Genomic DNA, 18,427 nt, shown 5'->3' on the forward strand with positions numbered 1-18,427 from the left:
CGCCCTCGTTGTTATAATTTCCTTACCCTGAAGTGTTGGCCAGTTGACTATGTCCTCGAGCCGATACTTTGACCCTGGTGGCAACCAGAGGGCGTTGTTGAGCAAGTCCGCCACGCAGCGGAAAGCCTGATACGCCCCGGGAGCCGCCACCTTGAACCCTACGGTTCAAGGCTACGTCTACAGCCGCACTTCGGGGCTCTAATTTCCCTCCCGGTTCGCGAGAAGAAATGAGCGAGAGCAAAGCGGAATTGCGCCGCACCATGCGAAACGCCCGTCGCGGACTGTCTGTTTACCAGCAGCGCCTCGCCGCACACTCCGCCATCAACAGCCTGCGCACTGCGCCCGAGTTCCGCACGGCACGGCGGGTGGGCATCTACTGGCCCATGGACGGCGAGCTCAACCTGCTCGGGCTGGCGCGCCGCTTTCCCGACAAGCGTTTCTACCTGCCACTGCTACCCCGGGAGCCGCGGCCTCACCTGCGTTTCTGCCACTGGCGCGGCGGGGCACTCACCTTCCGCAACCGCTTCGGCATCCCCGAGCCGGTGCGAGGCGACAGCCGGTCGCCGCTGGGCCTCGACCTGGTACTGGTGCCGCTCGTGGCCTTCGACCCGTCCGGGGCCCGCCTGGGCATGGGGGCCGGCTTCTATGACCGTACCTTCGCCTTCAAGCGTCACTTCCCAGGGGCCGGCCCGGCCATGATCGGTGCCGCGCACCAGTTGCAGTGCGTGGAACATCTACCCACCGACAGCTGGGATATTCCCCTGGACGCGGTGGTCACCGACCGGCGGCTGTACCGCTGCCGCTGAAGCCATTGCCCATATGAAAAAGGCCGGGCGCTTTCGCGTCCGGCCTTTTCATGTCGTGCTTGCGGGCAGGGGGCTCGCTCAGCGCGTTACCACTCCTTGCTGCAATGCCGCCGGCGGCTCCGGCTCATCCGAGGCGAATACCTCGGTAAGACCGGTGCTGCTCAGCAGCACGCCCGCAACAAAGACAACCACGGCGATTGTCAGTGCATCGGGTTTCATTGGGACCATCCTGTAAGTTCGACTGTTCTTGTTATGAGCACTTCACCCCGCGTTAGATTCGCTTTAACGCAAAAGTTCCACACCGGGGAAGATACTTTAAAGTCGGACAAATAGTAACCGATGGTCGTACATTTTTTGAGAGGTATGTCCCATTTTTGGCCAATAACTCTCGACAACAATCCCTTTCTGATCTGTTTGGCCCGCCGGGCAACCTGCCGTGACTGCCAGGACGAACTCAACTGGCAAGGAAGAAACGGTAGGCCGGATTGTCACTCTCATCCCAGTAGGGGTAGTGCAGCTGGTTCAGCAGCTCGCGCAGCTGCTCCCGTTCGGCCGGGGCCACCTCCATACCCACCAGCACCCGGCCATAGGCGGCGCCGTGGTTGCGGTAGTGGAACAGGGTGATGTTCCAGCGCCCGGCCAGCTGCTCCAGGAACTTGCGCAGCGCACCTGGCCTCTCGGGAAACTCGAAGCGGTATACCACCTCGTCCCGCAGTCCCGGGGCGCGCCCGCCCACCAGGTGGCGGATATGCAGCTTGGCCATCTCGTTATCGGTCAGGTCGGTGACCTGGTAGCCGCCGCCCTGCAGGCGGTCTACCAGCGCGTGGCGATCCTCATCGGCACTGACCTGCAGGCCGACGAAGATGTGTGCCTCACCGCCGTTGGCATAGCGGTAGTTGAACTCGGTGATGGCCCGGTCACCCAGGTCGCGGCAGAAGCGCAGGTAGCTGCCGGGCTGTTCCGGGATGGTCACCGCCAGCACCGCCTCGCGCTTCTCGCCGATCTCGGTGCGCTCGCTGATATAGCGCAGGCGATCGAAGTTGGTGTTGGCCCCGCTGCAGACCGTGGCCAGCGAGGCATTGCGGCAGCCGCTCTGGTCCACGAACTTCTTCAGGCCGGCCAGGCCCACGGCACCGGCGGGTTCGGCAATCGAGCGGGTATCCTCGAAGATGTCCTTGATCGCCGCGCAGACCTCGTCGGTAGACACGGTGATCACCCCATCCACCGTGTCTTTCAGCACACGGAAGGTCTCCTCGCCGATCTGCGCCACCGCCACCCCGTCCGCGAACAACCCCACCTGGGGCAGGCAAACCCGTTCGCCCGCTGCCAGCGCCGCCTTCAGGCAGGCGGCTTCCTCCGGTTCTACCGCATAGACCTTGACCTCCGGCCTCACATATTTGATATAGGCGGCCATCCCCGCGGCCAGGCCGCCGCCGCCCACCGGAATGAATACCGCATCAAGGTTGCCGGAATGCTGCCGCAGCAATTCCATTGCCACCGTACCCTGCCCGGCGATCACGTCGGGGTCGTCATAGGGGTGCACGAACACCAGGCCGCGCTCATCCACCAGCTGCTGGGCGCGGGTCTTGGCCTCGTCAAAGGTATCGCCGTGCAGCACCACTTCGGCACCGCGCATACGCACGGCATTGACCTTGATCTGGGGCGTGGTGGTCGGCATCACAATGGTCGCGCGCACACCCAGCTGTGCCGCGCCCATTGCCAGCCCCTGGGCGTGGTTGCCGGCAGAGGCAGCGATCACCCCGCGTGCGCGTTCCTCCGGGGGCAACTGCAACAGCTTGTTGTAGGCTCCGCGGATCTTGAAGGAGAAGACCGGCTGCAGGTCCTCCCGCTTGAGCAGGATGCGGTTGTTGAAGCGGTGCGAAAGCTGTCGCATACCCTCGAGGGGCGTCTCGGTAGCGACATCGTAGATGCGCGCGTCTAAAATGCGCTTGATATAGGACTCGGGCATGGCGAAATCAGGCTGCCGTGACAGTTGGACCTCAGATACATCGCGTACCGGGCGCTGCCCGCCGGGGCTGGCTGGCGCTCCGGGAACGCGTCACAGACAGGTCAGTCTAAACGCCCGCTAGCAGCATTGCTACAAAAAACATGGTTTCACGCGAATTTTAAAGCTGAAAAGCGCCAAACGTTAAAAATCATTGCAAAGGACTTCCCATTCACTATGACCCAGGATGAACTCAAGCAGGCCACCGCGCGCGCCGCCATCGACTACATAGCGCCCAAGCTCGAGAACGACTCCATTGTGGGAGTCGGTACCGGTTCCACAGCCAATTTCTTTATCGATTACCTGGCGGAGATCAAGGGACAGTTCGACGGCGCTGTGGCCAGCTCCCAGGCCTCAGCGGAGCGACTGAAGAGCCACGGGATCCCCGTCTATGACCTGAACTCTGTCGACGGCATGCAGGTCTATGTTGACGGTGCCGACGAGACCAACGCCGCCCTGCAGCTGATCAAGGGGGGCGGCGCAGCACTGACCCGGGAGAAGATAGTCGCCGCCTGCGCAGATGAGTTCGTCTGTATAGCCGACGAGAGCAAGTGGGTGCCGGTACTCGGTAACTTCCCCCTGCCGGTGGAAGTGATCCCCATGGCCCGCTCACTGGTGGCGCGCGAGCTGGTCAAGCTCGGGGGTGACCCGGTCTACCGCCAGGGCGTGACCACGGACAACGGCAACGTCATCCTCGACGTGCACAATCTGGAGATTGCCCAGCCAGTTGCCCTGGAGCAGGCGATCAACAACATCACCGGCGTGGTGACCAACGGCATTTTTGCCCTGCGTCCCGCCGACGTCCTGTTGCTTGGCACCGAATCCGGGGTCAAGACCGTTACCGCTGAATAAGCCCGAGAACATGCCAGATAAGAATAACGCCCTGACCATTACCGATAACCGCCGCCCCGCCGACCGCCGCTACTGGCGCCTGGGCCTGCTGCTGTTACCCCTGCTGGTGGCGGCCTGCGCCACCACGCCGCCGAGCAATACCGAGGATATCTGCAGTATCTTCCGCGAGAAGGACGACTGGTATGCAGATGCCAAGGATGCCGAGGAGAAGTGGGGCACGCCGGTGGCCACCCTGATGGCCTTCCTGCACCAGGAATCCCGGTTCGTGCACGATGCCCGCCCGCCGCGCACCAAGATACTGTGGATCTTCCCCGGTCCCCGGCCCTCGGATGCCTACGGCTACCCGCAGGCGCTCGGCACCACCTGGCGCAGCTACCAGCGCACCACCTTCAATTACGGCGCCGACCGTGACGATTTCGCCGACGCCATCGACTTCGTCGGCTGGTATAACAACACCAGCCAGGCCCAGTGCCGCATCCGTCCGGACGACGCCTACCACCTGTACCTCGCCTATCACGAGGGCCACGGCGGCTTCAACCGGCGCACCTTCAACCGCAAGCCGTGGCTCAAGAATGTCGCCAAAAAGGTCTCTGCCCAGGCGCGTACCTACCAGCGACAACTCAACAGCTGCGAGAAATCGCTGCAGCGGCGCAAGAAGTTCCTCGGCATCTTCTAATCCGGCCCCATGGCCGCCAGCGGGGCCCGGTAGCGGATTGAACTGCCCGCAGGCCCAGCTGTCACAGGCCCCTACAGACGCTCACTGCCGCTTTACCGACGAAAAAGGAATGAGTGGCGGCAAAAACCACAACTACCCCGGCAGCAGCAACTAAGCTGGTCGGACAGCACCACTCTTTTGCCGAAGCGAAGGAATAGCGTTTGTAGCCCCACCGCGACGCTGGGCGCATATCAGACCGCAAAAGCGTCCTCCCAAGACCCATTAGAGGTGTTCAATGAAAATCCCCGCCATCTGCATTGCCATGCTCTCACTGCTGCTGGCCCTGCCGCTCGCCCACGCCCAGGGTAACCAGGCCTCCGCCCAGGCGGTGTCATACACCGAGCCGCAGCTCAAGAGCTTTGCCGAGGCTTATCGCGCGATCGTCATCCTGAGCCGGGAGTACGCCCCCAAGCTGAAGGCCGCCGAGAATATCGAGCAGGCGGAGGCGATCAACAAGGAAGCCCAGGGCAAGATGGTGGCCGCTATCAACCAGGCGGGCCTGACCAAGGAACAGTACCAGCAGATCGCCGGCAGCCTGAAGGACAACCCGCAGCTGGTGGAAAAAATCAACGGCATGCTGCAACAGCACGGCGAAGGCCAGTAAGCCCCCCGGGCGGGCCATCCGGCCCGTCCGTCACGCCCCCTCCCCGAGGGCCACCCCCAGGGTTGCGCAGATCTCCGCCAGATGTCGCTGCACCCAGTCCCGGTCGAATGATCCCCAGTCGTGCAACACGTAGTAGCCGTCGTTGTTACGCACGCCCTCCTGCACAAACTCAACGAGGGTACCGTGTCCCGGTAGCCCCTTGGCGATGATGTCCTGCACCGTGCGGCGCGGCCAGCCAGTCGCCTCCTCCAGCGCGGGATTGTTGGGCTTGGGCAGCGACTCGATCAGGTAGGCGATCAGCATTCGCCGGCAGATGGTGGGGTTGAGCTGTAGCTCGGGGGTGTCGGGCATGGTTCTTTTCCGTGGCTGTACAGCCTGTGTTTGTACCACAGGTTTTCCGCCACCGCCCCCTCTGCGCGAGCAGGCAAGCCCCCCTGGTGGTGACCGCATCGGCCAAATTCACCGACAATGGCGACCAACCGCCGGGGCGCCCCTGACTTTCCCGCCAGCATTGCGCATAATCCCCTGCACAACTGCGTTGCACGCTGATATACCAATAATCCAGAGGGATGACAGAGTGGACAGCGAGACCCCCAGACTTCCCGCACGGGATGCCGGCATTCCCGCCGCCGCCATCCGCGCCCAGCTGGCCGGTGCGCGGGCCGCAGGACTCGACTGCACCCAGCTGCTATTGGATAGCGGCATCTCCCCGGCAATACTCGATGACCCCGACGCCCGCCTGGGGCGCGAAGCGGTGGCGGGCCTGCTGCGGCGCGAGTGGGACCTGCTGAGCGACGAGTCCGGCGGCTTCCTGGCGCGGCCGTGGATGCCAGGCACCTTCGCCATGATGGGGCACGCCTGTATCAGCTGTCCCAACCTGCGCCGCGCGCTGCTTCGCTCGGGCCGCTTCGTATCCATGGTCAGCGACGACCTGCGTATCCGGCTGGTGGAAGATGGCGAGGAGGCCCGGCTGATCTTCCACCACGGCAACGACAAACAGCTGCCCAACCAGATTTTCGTGGAGTCGCTGGCGGTTATCTGGCTGCGGTTCTTCAGCTGGCTGATCGACCGCACCATCCTGCTGGAGCGTATCAACCTGGCCTTCCCGCCGCCGGACTATAACGAAGACTACAGCGACATGTTCCCCTGCCGGCACTACTTCCACCAGCGCGAGACCTGCCTGGTGTTCAGTACCCGTTTCCTGCAGATGCCCCTGGTGCGCGACCCGCAACAGCTGAGCGAATTCCTCGCGCGTGCGCCCGAGTGCCTGCTGGCACAGTACAAATCGGATAACAGCTATACCGGGCGCATCCGGCGCATGCTGCAGGCCCAGAACGGTATCGAAAACCTGTCCCTCGACGACGTCGCCGAACGCCTGCATATCTCACCGCAGACCCTGCGCCGGCGGCTCAAGGAAGAGGGCAACAGCTGGCAGGACATCAAGGATTCGGTGCGCCGGGACATGGCTGTTTACCAACTCAAGCAGCAGGAAACCGCCGTGGCCGAGATCGCCGAGCGCCTCGGCTTTTCCGAGCCCAGCGCCTTCAACCGCGCGTTCAAGAAGTGGACCGGGCTGGCACCCGGTGCCTACCGGGACAAGTTCCGCAGCTGACACTTCACGGCGCCGCGATTCCCACATAGAAATCCCCGCCGCGGCGGGGATTTTTCCTGGGCACTGGGGCACGGAAGTCACTCGAATTTCACTATTTTCACCACAATGCGCTGGTTCTGGCGCATGCCGGATTCGCTATTGGCATCGGCCAGGGGCTTGGTGGAGCCCATACCCATCGCGGTGATGCGGCCCTCGCCGATTCCCTTTTCCAGCAGCATCTGCCGCACCGTGTCGGCGCGTTGTTGCGACAGCGCCTTCTTCCGATTCTCGTCGCCGTTGCCGGTGGTGTGGCCCTCGATGACGATTTCAAGTTCCGGGTTCCTGTTCAGGATGGTGGCCAGCGCCTGCACTTCTGCTTCGGCGCCGCTGACCAGTTCCGCCGTATCCTCCTTGAATTCGATCGGCAGGCGGAACTCCCGGTTGGGGTCGCGCGCGCTGTCATCGATGTACTGCTGCATCAGCACGCCGAAGTCCAGGACCTCCTCGGAGCCCATGTTTTCCGTCATGTCCCCGACGGTTGCGTCGCCCTGTTGCGCGCCGCGCTCCGTGCCGGCTGCATTGGGCCCGGTGGCCTGCGGTTCTCGATCACCAGCCCGGCCGCTGCCGGGCTCGTCGGTGATGATCTCCTCATCCAGGACACCCTCTCCCGGCGATTCCTCCATCTGCTCCTTCTTCGAGCACATGTTCAGGGCATAGAGCACCGCCAGTGCAATGAGCAGCGGCCAGAACCACTTGGCGAATGCGCTGCGCTGCCTGTCGACTTTGGCTTTCTTCGGGCGCGCCGTCTGCGGCTCGCTATGGCCGTGACTTTCCAGGTGCTGGCCCAGGTCATCGAAATCGTGCACGCCCAGGCTTTTCAGCAGGCCATCCGGCAACTTGCCCTTGATATGCGGCTTCTGTGCGTACAGCAGCTTGGCCAGCCCACCGGGATCCATACCCTTGCCCTTCACCTGCCGGCCCACCACCGCGGTCACCACCGCAGCCAGGATCTTGAGCAGGCTGGTGCCCCGATCGCCGTCGATCTCCAGGGACTTTGCCACCAGCTGTCCCACGTCGCCGGCCCTGGGCCCGAAAATAGCCTCTGCCAGGTTGCCACCCGCCTCCTGGACACTGGTGAACTGCGCCCGGTCGCCGAGCGTCTCCGGGAGCGCTCCCGGATCCACGGCAGTGCTATCCGTCGCCAGGTTGTACAGGTTATTGAGGCCGGTCTTGCTCTCGCCCTTGTTCAGCATGCCCGCCAGCACGGTGGCCACACCGGTACTTACCGCTGCCTCTTTCTTCTCTTCCGGCAGCCCGAGCTGGTCCTTGAGCGCATCGAACCCGGAGGTACCCAACTGGCGCTCAGTCAACTCCAGGAGGTTCTCTGACATGGGAATACCTCGTCGCTGAAAACTTCTTCACGTCTTTAATCAGTGTATGGCAGTCAGCGTTCCATATTAGTCCGATTCTGAATAACAGAATGCTTCCGACGACACGGCCACTTATGGCGCGATCCGGAGCCGGCGCCTGGGCAGCAATAAAAGTGGCGCTGTCGCGCCAGTCACGGTCGCCGGCGCTTTTTGTCATTGCACGCCACCGGGATGAGGCTAATGTAAAGGACAGACAGCTATAGCCCCAGACACATAATAAAGAGGCACACCCTATGCCCACTGACACTTTGAACGACGCCTTTATCTACGATGCCATCCGCACCCCCCGCGGCAAGGGCAAGCCGGGCGGCGCCCTCTATGAGGTGAAGCCGGTAACCCTGCTCTCGGACCTGCTGCGGGAACTGCAGCGACGCACCAGCCTGGATACCGCCACCGTGGACGACGTGGTGATGGGCTGCGTCACCCCCATCGGCGACCAGGGCGCCGATATTGCCAAGACGGCGGCGCTGGCGGCCGGCTGGGACTGGAATATGGGCGGCGTGACCCTGAACCGCTTCTGCGCCTCGGGGGCCGAGGCGGTCAACCTGGCGGCGGCCAAGGTGCGCTCCGGCTGGGAGCAGCTGGTGGTGGCCGGCGGCGTGGAGTCCATGTCGCGGGTGCCCATGGGCAGCGACGGCGGCGCCTGGGCCGCGGACCCCCGCACCGCACTGGACACCGGCTTCGCTCCGCAGGGGATCGGCGCCGACCTGATCGCCACCCTGGGCGGCTTCAGCCGCGAGGATGTGGACGCATTCGCGCTCAAGTCACAAGAGAAGGCCACCGCCGCCTGGGAGCGCGGTGCCTTCGAAAAATCCATCGTGCCGGTGCGCGACCAGAACGGCCTCACCATACTCGACCGGGACCAGCTGGTGCGCCCGGATACCACCATGGAGGACCTGGGCCAACTCAAGTCCTCCTTTGCCGGCATGGGCGAGTTCGGTTTCGACAGCGTGGCCAAATCCCGCTATCCGCAGGTGGAGGCCATCGACCATGTGCATACCGCCGGCAATTCCTCCGGCATCGTCGACGGCGCCGCAGCATTGCTGGTGGGCAGCGCGCAGGCGGGCAAAAACCTGGGACTCACGCCGCGGGCGCGCATCGTATCGGCGGCAGTAGTGGGAACCGACCCCACCATCATGCTCACCGGCCCGGCACCGGCCACCGCCAAGGCCCTGAAAGTTGCCGGACTGTCGGTGGAGGATATCGACCTGTTCGAGGTGAACGAGGCCTTTGCCGCGGTGGTGATGCGCTTCCAGCGCGAGCTGGAAATCGACCCGGAAAAAATCAACGTCAACGGCGGTTCCATCGCCATGGGGCACCCGCTCGGCGCCACCGGCGCCATGCTGATCGGCACCCTGCTGGACGAACTGGAACAACGCCAACTGCGCTACGGCCTCACCACCCTGTGCGTGGGCGGCGGCATGGGCGTGGCCACCATCATCGAGCGCGTGTGAGCCAGGGAGAAAGAATAATGAAATCCATCCACATCGAAAAAGACAACGACAACATCGTCCACCTGATCCTCGACAATCCCAATGCATCCGCCAACGTGATGGACCGGGACTTCACCGACTCGCTGCACGAAGTGGTGCAGCAGCTGGAGGGTGGGGACTTTGCCGGCATCATCCTGCGCTCGGCCAAGAAAACCTTCTTCGCCGGCGGTGACCTCAAGGGCCTCTATGCGGCGAAGATCGAGGACGCGCAGGCGTTCTTCGACGAGTGCCAGCAACTGAAGACCGACCTCCGCTGGCTGGAGACCCAGGGCAAGCCGGTGGTGGCCGCCATCAACGGCGTCGCCCTCGGCGGCGGCTGGGAACTGGCACTGGCCTGCCACCATCGCATCGCCATCGAGGACCGCGCGGTGAAGATCGGACTGCCCGAGGTCACCCTGGGCCTGTTGCCCGGCGGCGGCGGTTGCGTGCGCATGCCGCGTTTGCTCGGCATGCAGGATTCGCTGCCCTACCTGCTGGAGGGACGGCAGGTAGGCCCGCAACAGGCGGCCGAGGCGGGCCTGGTGCACCAGCTGGCCAAAGACGCCGACGAACTGCTGGCCCACGCCCGCGCGTTCATCCTTGCCAACCAGGGCGAAGAAATGCTGCAGCCCTGGGACCAGCCCGGGTACCGCATGCCCGGCGGCGACGCGAAAAACCCGAAGAATGCTCAGCTGCTGGCGATTGCACCGGCCATGCTCACCCAGAAAACCAAGGGCGTCTTCCCCGCGCCGGAGGCCATCCTGGCGGTGGTGGTGGAGGGTTCGCAGGTGGATTTCGACACCGCCACCCGTATCGAATCGCGCTACTTTGTCGAGCTGGCCTGCGGCCAGGTGGCCAAGAACATGATCGGCACCTTCTGGTTCGGGCTCAACGCCATCAAGGCCGGCCAGTCGCTACCCGACGAGGCGCGCACTGTAAAAGCGGACCCGGTAAAGAAAGTGGGCATCCTCGGCGCGGGCATGATGGGCGCGGGGATCGCCTACGCCTGCGCCATGAAGGGTGTCGAGGTAGTGCTGAAGGACGTCTCCCGGGAGGCCGCCGAAAAGGGCAAGGCTTACGCGGAAAAATCCCTGCAGAAACGCCTGGAGCGCGGTCGCACCAGCGAGCAGCACATGGCGGAAATCCTCGACCGCATCCACCCCACCGACAGCGCCGATGACCTCAAGGGCTGCGAGCTGGTGATCGAGGCGGTGTTCGAGGACCGCGAGCTCAAAGCGCAGGTGACCCGCGAGGCAGAGGACCACTTGGCCGATGCCGCCATCTTCGCCTCCAACACCTCCACCCTGCCGATCACGGGGCTGGCCAAGGCCTCGGCGCGCCCGCGCAATTTTATCGGCCTGCATTTCTTCTCGCCGGCCGACAAGATGCCGCTGGTGGAAATCATCTGCGGCGAGCAGACCGGTGACGAGACCCTAGCCCGCGCCTTCGCCTTTGTGTTGCAGATCGGCAAGACACCGATCGTGGTGAACGACAGTCGCGGCTTCTTCACCTCGCGGGTGTTCGGCTGCTTCACCAACGAGGGCATCGCCATGCTGGGCGAGGGCGTGACCCCGGCCACTATCGAGAACGCCGCCGCCCTTGCCGGCTTCCCGGTGGGACCGCTGGCGGTGAGCGACGAGGTGTCGCTGACGCTGATGGGCAGGATCCGCCAGCAGACCATCGCCGACCTGGAACGCGAGGGCAAGACACCGCCGTCCCATCCGGCGGACAAGGTGATCGACCATATGCTGGAGCTGGGCCGCGCCGGCAAGGCCGCGGGCAAGGGCTTCTACAGCTATCCCGAGGGCGGGGCGAAGCACCTGTGGCCGGGGCTCGCGGACGAGTACCCACAGGGCGAGCAGCCGCCATTCGAGGACGTGAAAGAGCGCCTGCTGTTCGCCATGGCGGTGGAGACCCTGCGCTGCTACGAGGAGAACGTTTTACGCAGCGTGCGCGACGCCAATATCGGCTCCATCTTCGGCATCGGCTTCCCGCCCTGGACCGGCGGCGCGCTGCAATACATCAACCAGTACGGCCCGCAGGAATTCTGCCGCCGCGCCGAAGAACTGGCGGAGCACTACGGCGACCGCTTCGCGCCGCCGGCACTGCTGCGCGAGATGGCGCAATCCGGCAACAAACTCACCGATGAATAAACCAGGGAAAATCGTTTGCGTAGGAGCGGCCGCTGGCCGCGATAACGAGACAAGATACAGCCCCAGTCGCGGCCAGCGGCCGCTCCTACGGGCCAGATAACACACGCTCACCAGAGGCGGAGAAATAAAATGATTCCAAGAACAGTCTTTAATGCGGAGCACGAACAGTTCCGCGATACCGTGCGCAAATTCCTCGAGAATGAGGCCGCTCCCTTCCACGCCCAGTGGGAGAAAGACGGCCAGGTGGACCGCGCCCTGTGGAACAAGGCCGGCGAGATGGGCTTCCTGTGCCCGCAGGTGCCGGAGGCCTATGGTGGCCTGGAACTGGACTTCGGCTATAACGCCATCATCGACGAGGAAATCTGCCGGCTGGGCCTCAGCGGCATCGGCTGGGGCCTGCACTCGGATATCGCCGTGCCCTACATCGTCAATTACGGCACCGAGGAACAGAAACAAAAATACCTGGCCAAGTGCATCAGCGGCGAGATAGTCACCGCCATCGCCATGACCGAGCCGGGCACCGGCTCCGACCTGCAGAACGTGCGCACCACCGCCATCCGCGATGGCGACCACTATGTGCTGAACGGCTCCAAGACTTTCATTACCAATGGCCAGCACGCCGACCTGGTCATTGTCGTCGCCAAGACCAACCCCGAGGAGGGTGCCGGCGGCGTCAGCTTGCTGCTGGTGGACGCCAGCCTGCCAGGTTTCAAGAAGGGCACCAACCTTGAAAAGGTGGGCATGAAGGCCCAGGACACCTCAGAGCTGTTCTTCGATGACGTCCGTGTGCCGGCCGAAGACCTGCTGGGTGGCGAGGGACAGGGCTTTATCTACCTGATGCAGGAACTGCCCCAGGAGCGCCTGGGTGTCGCCATCGGCGCCATCGCCAACGCCGAGGCCGCGCTGCAGTGGACCGTGGACTATGTGCGCGAGCGCAAGGCGTTCGGCCGCCCCATCGCCAGTTTCCAGAACACCCAGTTCAAGCTCGCCGAGCTGTCCAGCGAACTCACCGCCCTGCGCGTGTTCATCGACCGCTGCATGGAATTGCACTACGAGAAAAAACTCGACATCAGTACCGCCGCCAAGGCCAAGCTGCTGGCCACCGACTTCCAGTGCAAGCTGCTGGACGAGTGCGTACAGCTGCACGGTGGTTACGGCTACATGTGGGAATACCCCATCGCCCGCTCCTGGGCTGACGCCCGGGTGCAGCGCATCTACGCCGGCACCAACGAGATCATGAAACTGATTATCGGGCGGGATCTGCTCAAGGACTGAGGAAAATCACTGCCAACGATCCGCCACAAAAATAAATCCGGATACCCCATCATGCGCGACAACAACGGCCCGCTTGAGGGCCTGAAAATACTGGACTTTTCTACCCTGCTGCCCGGCCCGTACGCCAGCATGCTTCTGGCGGATATGGGCGCCGAGGTACTGCGCATCGAATCGCCGTCGCGCCCGGACATGCTGCGCGGCCTGCCACCCATGGTGGGCGGGCGGGAGACGGGCCAGGAGGCCGTATCGGCCGCCCACGCCAGCATCAACCGCAACAAGAAATCCCTGGCGCTGGATCTCAAGGACGAGCGCGCAGGGGAAATCGTGCGGCGGCTGCTGACAGAGTACGACATAGTGCTGGAGCAGTTCCGCCCCGGCGTGATGGAGCGGCTCGGCCTGGGTTTTGAGACGCTGCGCAAGGTATGCCCCGGGCTGATCTACTGTTCCGTCACCGGCTACGGCCAGACTGGCCCGATGAAAAGCCGCGCCGGGCACGACATCAACTACCTGGCCCTGTCCGGCCTGGCCAGCTATTCCGGCCGCGCCGATACCGGCCCGGTGCTGGCCGGTACCCAGGTGGCGGATATCGCCGGCGGCTCCCACCACGCGGTGATGGGGGTCCTGGCCGCCGTGTACCGGCGCGAGAAGACCGGCGAGGGTAGCCATGTGGATATCAGCATGACCGACTGTGCCTTTGCCATGAATGCCATCAGCGGTGCCAATGCGCTGGCCGGCGCCGGCGAGCCGCAACCGGGCGGGGAGCTGCTTAACGGCGGCAGCTTCTACGACTACTACCGCACCTCCGACGGCCGCTACCTGTCCGTGGGCAGCCTGGAGCCACAGTTCGCCGAGCAGTTCTTCCTCGGCATCGGCCACCCGGAGTGGCTGGAGCGCGTGCTGGTGGCGGAGGAACAGGAACCGCTCAAGCGGGATATCGCCACCGCCGTCGGCGAGTGCAGCCTGGAACACTGGCAGCGCGTCTTCGCCGACACCGACGCCTGCGTGGAGCCGGTGCTGGGCTTTTACGAGGCCACACAGAGCGCCCTGCTGCAGGAGCGTGGCATGTTGTGCGAGGCCGAGCTGCCCAGCGGCGATACCCTGCAGCAGATCAACACCCCGCTGGCCTTCGGCCCCGAAAAACCCCGGCGCCATATGGCCGGCACCCCACTCGGTAGCCACACCCGCGATATCCTGCGCGAACTGGGTTACGGGGCGGAGGAGATCGAGGAGATGCGCCGCCGGGGCGCCATCGCCTGACGCCAGGCCCGATCATGGCCCAGCGCACGCCGGAGCTGCCACAGAAGACCTGCCCCGTGTGCGGCCGCCCGTTCCGCTGGAGGAAAAAGTGGGCTGCCTGCTGGGAGCGAGTGAAATACTGCAGTGAGCGCTGCCGGCGCAACCGCCGCAAAAGTCACGACCGGGCTGCAGGGAAGGAGGACCGCCAGGGGTGAACCTCATCTGGTTCCGTAATGACCTGCGCACCGACGACAACCACATGTTGGCGGAGGCGTGTCGCAGTGCCCGCCGCAACGACCGCCGCCTGCTGGCCGTCTACTGCCTGGACCCGCGCCAGTTCGAACGTGATGAATACGGCTTCCGCCGCACGGAAAAATTCCGTGCGCGCTTCCTGCTGCAGACCCTCGCGGACCTGCGGGAACAACTGGCCGAACTGAATATCCCCCTGCTGGTAGCTCGTGATCATCCCGGAGCCGCTATCCCGGCGCTTGTCCGTGAGCACGGCATCACCGACCTGTACCTGCAGCGGGAGTGGACGCGCGACGAGCGCCAGGATCTGGAGCGGATCACCCGTGCCGAGGGCATGCAAGGGGTAAAGCTTCACCAATACTACGACCAGTTCCTGCTGCCCCCGGACGATATTCCCTTCGCCGTTGAAAACCTGCCCCGCGTGTTCACCGCCTTCCGCAAGGCCTGCGAGGCAGACTGGAGCGTGCGCCCTGAAACCCCTCGCCCCCAGCCGCTCCCGGCGAAAAGCCTGGTTGGTGACGAGCAACCACTCCCCGGCCTCGCGCAGCTGGGCCTGCAGGAATTTGATCCTGACCCGCGCAGCGCATTTCCCTTCGCCGGCGGCGAACGCGCGGCGCAGCGACGCATCCAGGAATATTTCTGGGAAACTGAAAACCTGGCCCGCTACAAGCACACCCGCAACGGGCTGATCGGCACAGAGTACAGTTCCAAGCTGTCTCCGTGGCTGGCTAACGGCAGCCTGTCGGCGCGACAAGTGTACTGGCAGGTTAAGGATTTCGAACGAAAGGTAATCGCCAACGAGGACACCTACTGGCTGGTGTTCGAGCTACTCTGGCGGGACTTCTTCCAGTACGTGAGCCTGAAGCACGGCGACCGCATCTTCCACCTCGGCGGCATCATGGAGACGAACTACGAATGGCACCGAAACCCGGAAGAAATCCGCCGCTGGATCGACGGTGAGAGCGAGTACGATTTCGTTAACGCCAACATGTGTGAGATCGCCGCCACCGGCTGGATGAGCAACCGCGGCCGGCAGAACGTCGCCAGCTACTTTGCCCGCGAGCGGCAGCAGGACTGGCGTATCGGCGCCGCCTATTTCGAGAGCCTGCTGCTGGACTACGATGTACACAGCAACTACGGCAACTGGATGTACAACAGCGGCGTCGGCAATGACCCGCGCGACCGCCGTTTCAATATCGGCAGCCAGGCCGAGCGCTACGACCCGGACCACGCCTTCCGGCGCCTATGGCTGGATGGCGCGTCGCGCTCCAGCTAATACCAGGACATTTATCCCTGTCCCTGCGCCACCTGGCTGCGTCCCAGGGCATGGCGCAATACCAGGTAGCCCACCACGCCGGACAGCAGGGAACCCGCCAGGATACCGACCCGCTCATCAAAGAACCGGTCTACCCCCGTCTCCTCAAATGCCAGCGAGCCGATAAACAGGCTCATGGTAAAGCCGATACCGCAGATAATCGCGATCCCATAGAGCGCCAGCCACGACATCCCCCGGGGCAGCTCTGTCAGACCCAGCCGGATCCCCAACCAGCACATACTGAAGATACCCACCTGGTTACCGACAAACAGCCCCACGGCAATACCCAGTGGCACGCCATGCAGGAAATACCGCTCATCCATCGCACCGAAATCCACCCCCGCATTGGCAAAGGCAAACAGTGGCAGGATCATGTAGATCACATACGGATGGAGCCCCTGTTCCAGGTCCTTCAGTGGTGAGATCCCGGGCTGGTGCCGGGATTTGAGCGGGATAAACATTGCCAACAGTACGCCCGCCAGGGTGGCATGCACACCGCTTTTCAGCAATGACGCCCACATCACCAGCCCCACGGCGAAATAGGCGCGGCGGTGTTCCACCCCAACCACCTTCATTACGGTCAGCGCACCCAGGCAACTACCCGCCACTGTCAGCGCAAACAGCGAGATATTTTCCGTATAGAAGAGGGCGATAATAATGATGGCGCCGATATCATCAAAAATCGCCAGGGAAGTCAGGAAGACCTTGGCAGAGCGCGGCACCCGCGAGCCCAGCAGGGAGAGTACACCCAGGGCAAAGGCAATATCGGTGGCGGCCGGGATAGCCCAACCCTTCAACGCATCCGGATCGTCCCAGTTGAATGCCACGTAGATCGCCGCCGGGAACAGCATACCACCAATGGCGCCCAGCCCCGGCAGAATCACCTGCGAGCGGCGGGACAACTCTCCCTCCAACAGCTCCCGCTTCAGCTCCAGCCCGATCATAAAGAAAAATACCGCCATCAGGCCGTCGTTGACCCACAACAGCAAGGGCTTGTCGATACTGAACTCACCGATAGTGATTTCCATCGGCGTTTGCAGCAGCAGCGCGTAGTAGCGACCCAGCGGTGAATTGGCCAGCACTATCGCAACCAGCGCCGCCACTATCAGCAGTATGCCCCCCGCCGATTCCATCTGCAGGAAACGGGTGATAAAACCGCCCCCGGATTGCTGCCCCTTCACTTCCATGCCCGCTCCTCCATTTCTGCCTCCCCGTTTCGTTCACATAGACCGTGGCGGCCATATCGTCGACCGCTGCAACAGGCACCACCCACCCGACACTACCCTCTGGACTAGGATATACGTCGCGGGGTCCGGTGGAGATCTAAAAGCTGCCAGGCGCCGTAGCTCCATGGCGGCAAGACACGGCATCCAACCACCCGACAACGGACGGAATACGCTTGAAAACCCTGCGACTGATCCTGGGCGACCAGCTCTACCACAAGCACAGCTGGTACAGGAACGACGATGACGACACTCTCTACTTCATCGCCGAGATGCGCCAGGAGACCGACTACGTCAAGCACCATATCCAGAAGGTGGTGGCCTTTTTCGAAGCCATGGAGGCCTTCGTGGAGTGGCTGCGGGACCATGGCAAGAAGGTGGTGTATTACAAGCTGGACGGCAGGAACAACTCCCAGAAGCTGGGCACCAATATCGCCGCGCTGGTGGAGGAGCGCGGTATCGAGAAGTTCGAGTACCAGCTGCCGGACGAGTACCGGCTGGACCAGCAGCTCAGGCAGCTGGCGGACGACCTGAGCATCCCCACCGAGGTTTACGACACTGAGCATTTCCTCACCACCCGTGACGAGCTGGCGGAGTTCTTCGAGGGCAAGAAGTCCCTGCTGATGGAGAGCTTCTACCGGCATATGCGCAAAAAGCACGATGTGCTAATGACCAGGGATGGTAAACCCGAGGGCGGCGAGTGGAACTTCGACCAGTCCAACCGCAAGAAGTGGAAGGGCCAGCCGCAGATTCCCCACGAGAAAGGCTTCCGCAAGGATGTACGCAAGACGGTCAAGCGCATCCTGGAGTCGGGGGTAAAGACCTTCGGCAATATCGACCCGCAGGACTTCAGCTGGCCCACCACCAGGGCAGACTGCCTCAAGGTGCTGCGCTATTTCTGCGAGCACCTGCTGGTCCATTTCGGCGACTACCAAGACGCGATGGATCCGGATGAAGTCTACCTGTTCCACAGCCGCCTGAGCTTCGCCATGAACAGCAAGCTGCTGCACCCCATGGAAGTAATCCGGGCGGTGATCGAACACTGGGAAGACAACAAGTCCACCATCTCGCTGAACGAGGTTGAGGGTTTCGTGCGGCAGATTCTGGGCTGGCGGGAGTATATGCGCGGCGTCTACTGGAAGGAGATGCCCGGCTACGCCCGCTGCAACCGGCTGGACAACCAGAGAGACCTGCCCGAGTTCTACTGGACGGCAGAGACCGACATGAACTGCCTGCACCACGCCATCAGGAACAGCCTGGACCACGCCTACGCCCACCATATCCAGCGCCTGATGATCACCGGAAACTTCGCCCTGCTGCTGGGCGTGCACCCTGACCAGGTCGATGCCTGGTACCTCGGCATCTATATCGACGCCATCGAATGGGTGGAAATGCCCAATACCCGCGGCATGAGCCAGTTCGCCGACGGCGGCCTGGTGGCCACCAAGCCGTATGTAAGCAGCGGTAGCTACATCCACAAGATGAGCAACTACTGCTCTGG

17 protein-coding genes and 1 other RNA gene are annotated in these 18,427 nt (G+C 63.3%); 13 read left to right on the plus strand and 5 right to left on the minus strand.

What is annotated here, in order from left to right:
* Positions 1 to 21 precede the first annotated feature (21 nt).
* Positions 22 to 201: non-coding RNA, 6S RNA (gene ssrS, locus BLT26_RS07130), on the plus strand.
* Positions 202 to 227: 26 nt separating this feature from the next.
* The gene (locus tag BLT26_RS07135; protein WP_091510816.1) at positions 228 to 806 is read left to right on the plus strand and encodes a 5-formyltetrahydrofolate cyclo-ligase; all 579 of its coding nucleotides are present in this window, start codon (positions 228 to 230) and stop codon (positions 804 to 806) included.
* Between the two features lie 78 nt (positions 807 to 884).
* Here the strand turns inward: BLT26_RS07135 and BLT26_RS16475 are convergent, their stop codons facing one another.
* Both BLT26_RS16475 and ilvA read right to left on the minus strand, forming a co-directional pair.
* Positions 885 to 1,025, minus strand: a complete 141-nt coding sequence (locus BLT26_RS16475; protein ID WP_175453014.1) for a hypothetical protein — start codon at positions 1,023 to 1,025, stop codon at positions 885 to 887.
* Between the two features lie 235 nt (positions 1,026 to 1,260).
* Positions 1,261 to 2,775 (minus strand): threonine ammonia-lyase, biosynthetic, encoded by a 1,515-nt coding sequence (gene ilvA, locus BLT26_RS07140; protein WP_091510820.1) that lies wholly within the window; start codon positions 2,773 to 2,775, stop codon positions 1,261 to 1,263.
* Between the two features lie 213 nt (positions 2,776 to 2,988).
* On the opposite strand from ilvA, the gene rpiA reads away from it, so the two are divergent.
* The 3 genes from rpiA (at position 2,989) to BLT26_RS07155 (ending at position 4,982) form a co-directional block, all read left to right on the plus strand.
* Positions 2,989 to 3,663: a ribose-5-phosphate isomerase RpiA gene (rpiA, locus tag BLT26_RS07145; protein ID WP_091510823.1), complete on the plus strand. Its 675-nt coding sequence runs from the start codon at positions 2,989 to 2,991 to the stop codon at positions 3,661 to 3,663.
* A 10-nt stretch (positions 3,664 to 3,673) separates the two neighbouring features.
* A complete protein-coding gene (locus tag BLT26_RS07150; protein WP_245720626.1) occupies positions 3,674 to 4,339 on the plus strand; it encodes a transglycosylase SLT domain-containing protein in 666 nt (221 codons plus the stop codon).
* Positions 4,340 to 4,613: 274 nt separating this feature from the next.
* Entirely contained in the window at positions 4,614 to 4,982 is a 369-nt protein-coding gene (locus tag BLT26_RS07155) for a DUF4168 domain-containing protein (protein WP_091510826.1), read from the plus strand.
* Between the two features lie 30 nt (positions 4,983 to 5,012).
* On the opposite strand, the gene BLT26_RS07160 is transcribed toward BLT26_RS07155, so the two are convergent.
* Positions 5,013 to 5,333, minus strand: coding sequence for a helix-turn-helix domain-containing protein (locus BLT26_RS07160; RefSeq protein WP_091510828.1), 321 nt, complete (start codon positions 5,331 to 5,333; stop codon positions 5,013 to 5,015).
* A gap of 226 nt (positions 5,334 to 5,559) precedes the next feature.
* Between BLT26_RS07160 and BLT26_RS07165 the strand changes: the two genes are divergently transcribed.
* Positions 5,560 to 6,594: an AraC family transcriptional regulator gene (locus tag BLT26_RS07165; protein WP_245720627.1), complete on the plus strand. Its 1,035-nt coding sequence runs from the start codon at positions 5,560 to 5,562 to the stop codon at positions 6,592 to 6,594.
* A gap of 77 nt (positions 6,595 to 6,671) precedes the next feature.
* Here the strand turns inward: BLT26_RS07165 and BLT26_RS07170 are convergent, their stop codons facing one another.
* Entirely contained in the window at positions 6,672 to 7,964 is a 1,293-nt protein-coding gene (locus BLT26_RS07170; RefSeq protein WP_091510830.1) for an OmpA family protein, read from the minus strand.
* Between the two features lie 272 nt (positions 7,965 to 8,236).
* On the opposite strand from BLT26_RS07170, the gene BLT26_RS07175 reads away from it, so the two are divergent.
* From BLT26_RS07175 to BLT26_RS07200, 6 genes are all read left to right on the plus strand, one after another.
* Positions 8,237 to 9,457, plus strand: a complete 1,221-nt coding sequence (locus tag BLT26_RS07175; protein ID WP_091510832.1) for an acetyl-CoA C-acetyltransferase — start codon at positions 8,237 to 8,239, stop codon at positions 9,455 to 9,457.
* A gap of 17 nt (positions 9,458 to 9,474) precedes the next feature.
* Positions 9,475 to 11,628, plus strand: coding sequence for a 3-hydroxyacyl-CoA dehydrogenase NAD-binding domain-containing protein (locus BLT26_RS07180; protein ID WP_091510839.1), 2,154 nt, complete (start codon positions 9,475 to 9,477; stop codon positions 11,626 to 11,628).
* A 129-nt stretch (positions 11,629 to 11,757) separates the two neighbouring features.
* On the plus strand, positions 11,758 to 12,903 hold the full coding sequence (locus BLT26_RS07185; protein WP_091510843.1) for an acyl-CoA dehydrogenase family protein: 1,146 nt from the start codon (positions 11,758 to 11,760) through the stop codon (positions 12,901 to 12,903).
* Positions 12,904 to 12,954: 51 nt separating this feature from the next.
* Positions 12,955 to 14,160 carry a CaiB/BaiF CoA transferase family protein gene (locus BLT26_RS07190; protein ID WP_091510847.1) on the plus strand — a complete coding sequence of 402 codons (1,206 nt, stop codon included), beginning with the start codon at positions 12,955 to 12,957 and terminating at the stop codon, positions 14,158 to 14,160.
* Positions 14,161 to 14,174: 14 nt separating this feature from the next.
* A complete protein-coding gene (locus BLT26_RS07195; protein ID WP_091510850.1) occupies positions 14,175 to 14,354 on the plus strand; it encodes a DUF2256 domain-containing protein in 180 nt (59 codons plus the stop codon).
* Positions 14,351 to 15,664: a DASH family cryptochrome gene (locus BLT26_RS07200; RefSeq protein ID WP_091510853.1), complete on the plus strand. Its 1,314-nt coding sequence runs from the start codon at positions 14,351 to 14,353 to the stop codon at positions 15,662 to 15,664. Before BLT26_RS07195 ends, BLT26_RS07200 begins: the two co-directional genes overlap by 4 nt.
* A gap of 11 nt (positions 15,665 to 15,675) precedes the next feature.
* Here the strand turns inward: BLT26_RS07200 and nhaA are convergent, their stop codons facing one another.
* Positions 15,676 to 16,890 (minus strand): Na+/H+ antiporter NhaA, encoded by a 1,215-nt coding sequence (gene nhaA / locus BLT26_RS07205; protein ID WP_091510857.1) that lies wholly within the window; start codon positions 16,888 to 16,890, stop codon positions 15,676 to 15,678.
* Between the two features lie 212 nt (positions 16,891 to 17,102).
* Between nhaA and BLT26_RS07210 the strand changes: the two genes are divergently transcribed.
* On the plus strand, positions 17,103 to 18,427 hold a 1,325-nt coding region (locus BLT26_RS07210), incomplete at its 3' end, for a cryptochrome/photolyase family protein (protein WP_091510861.1).

It is taken from the genome of Microbulbifer yueqingensis (genome assembly GCF_900100355.1).
GTDB lineage: Bacteria > Pseudomonadota > Gammaproteobacteria > Pseudomonadales > Cellvibrionaceae > Microbulbifer > Microbulbifer yueqingensis.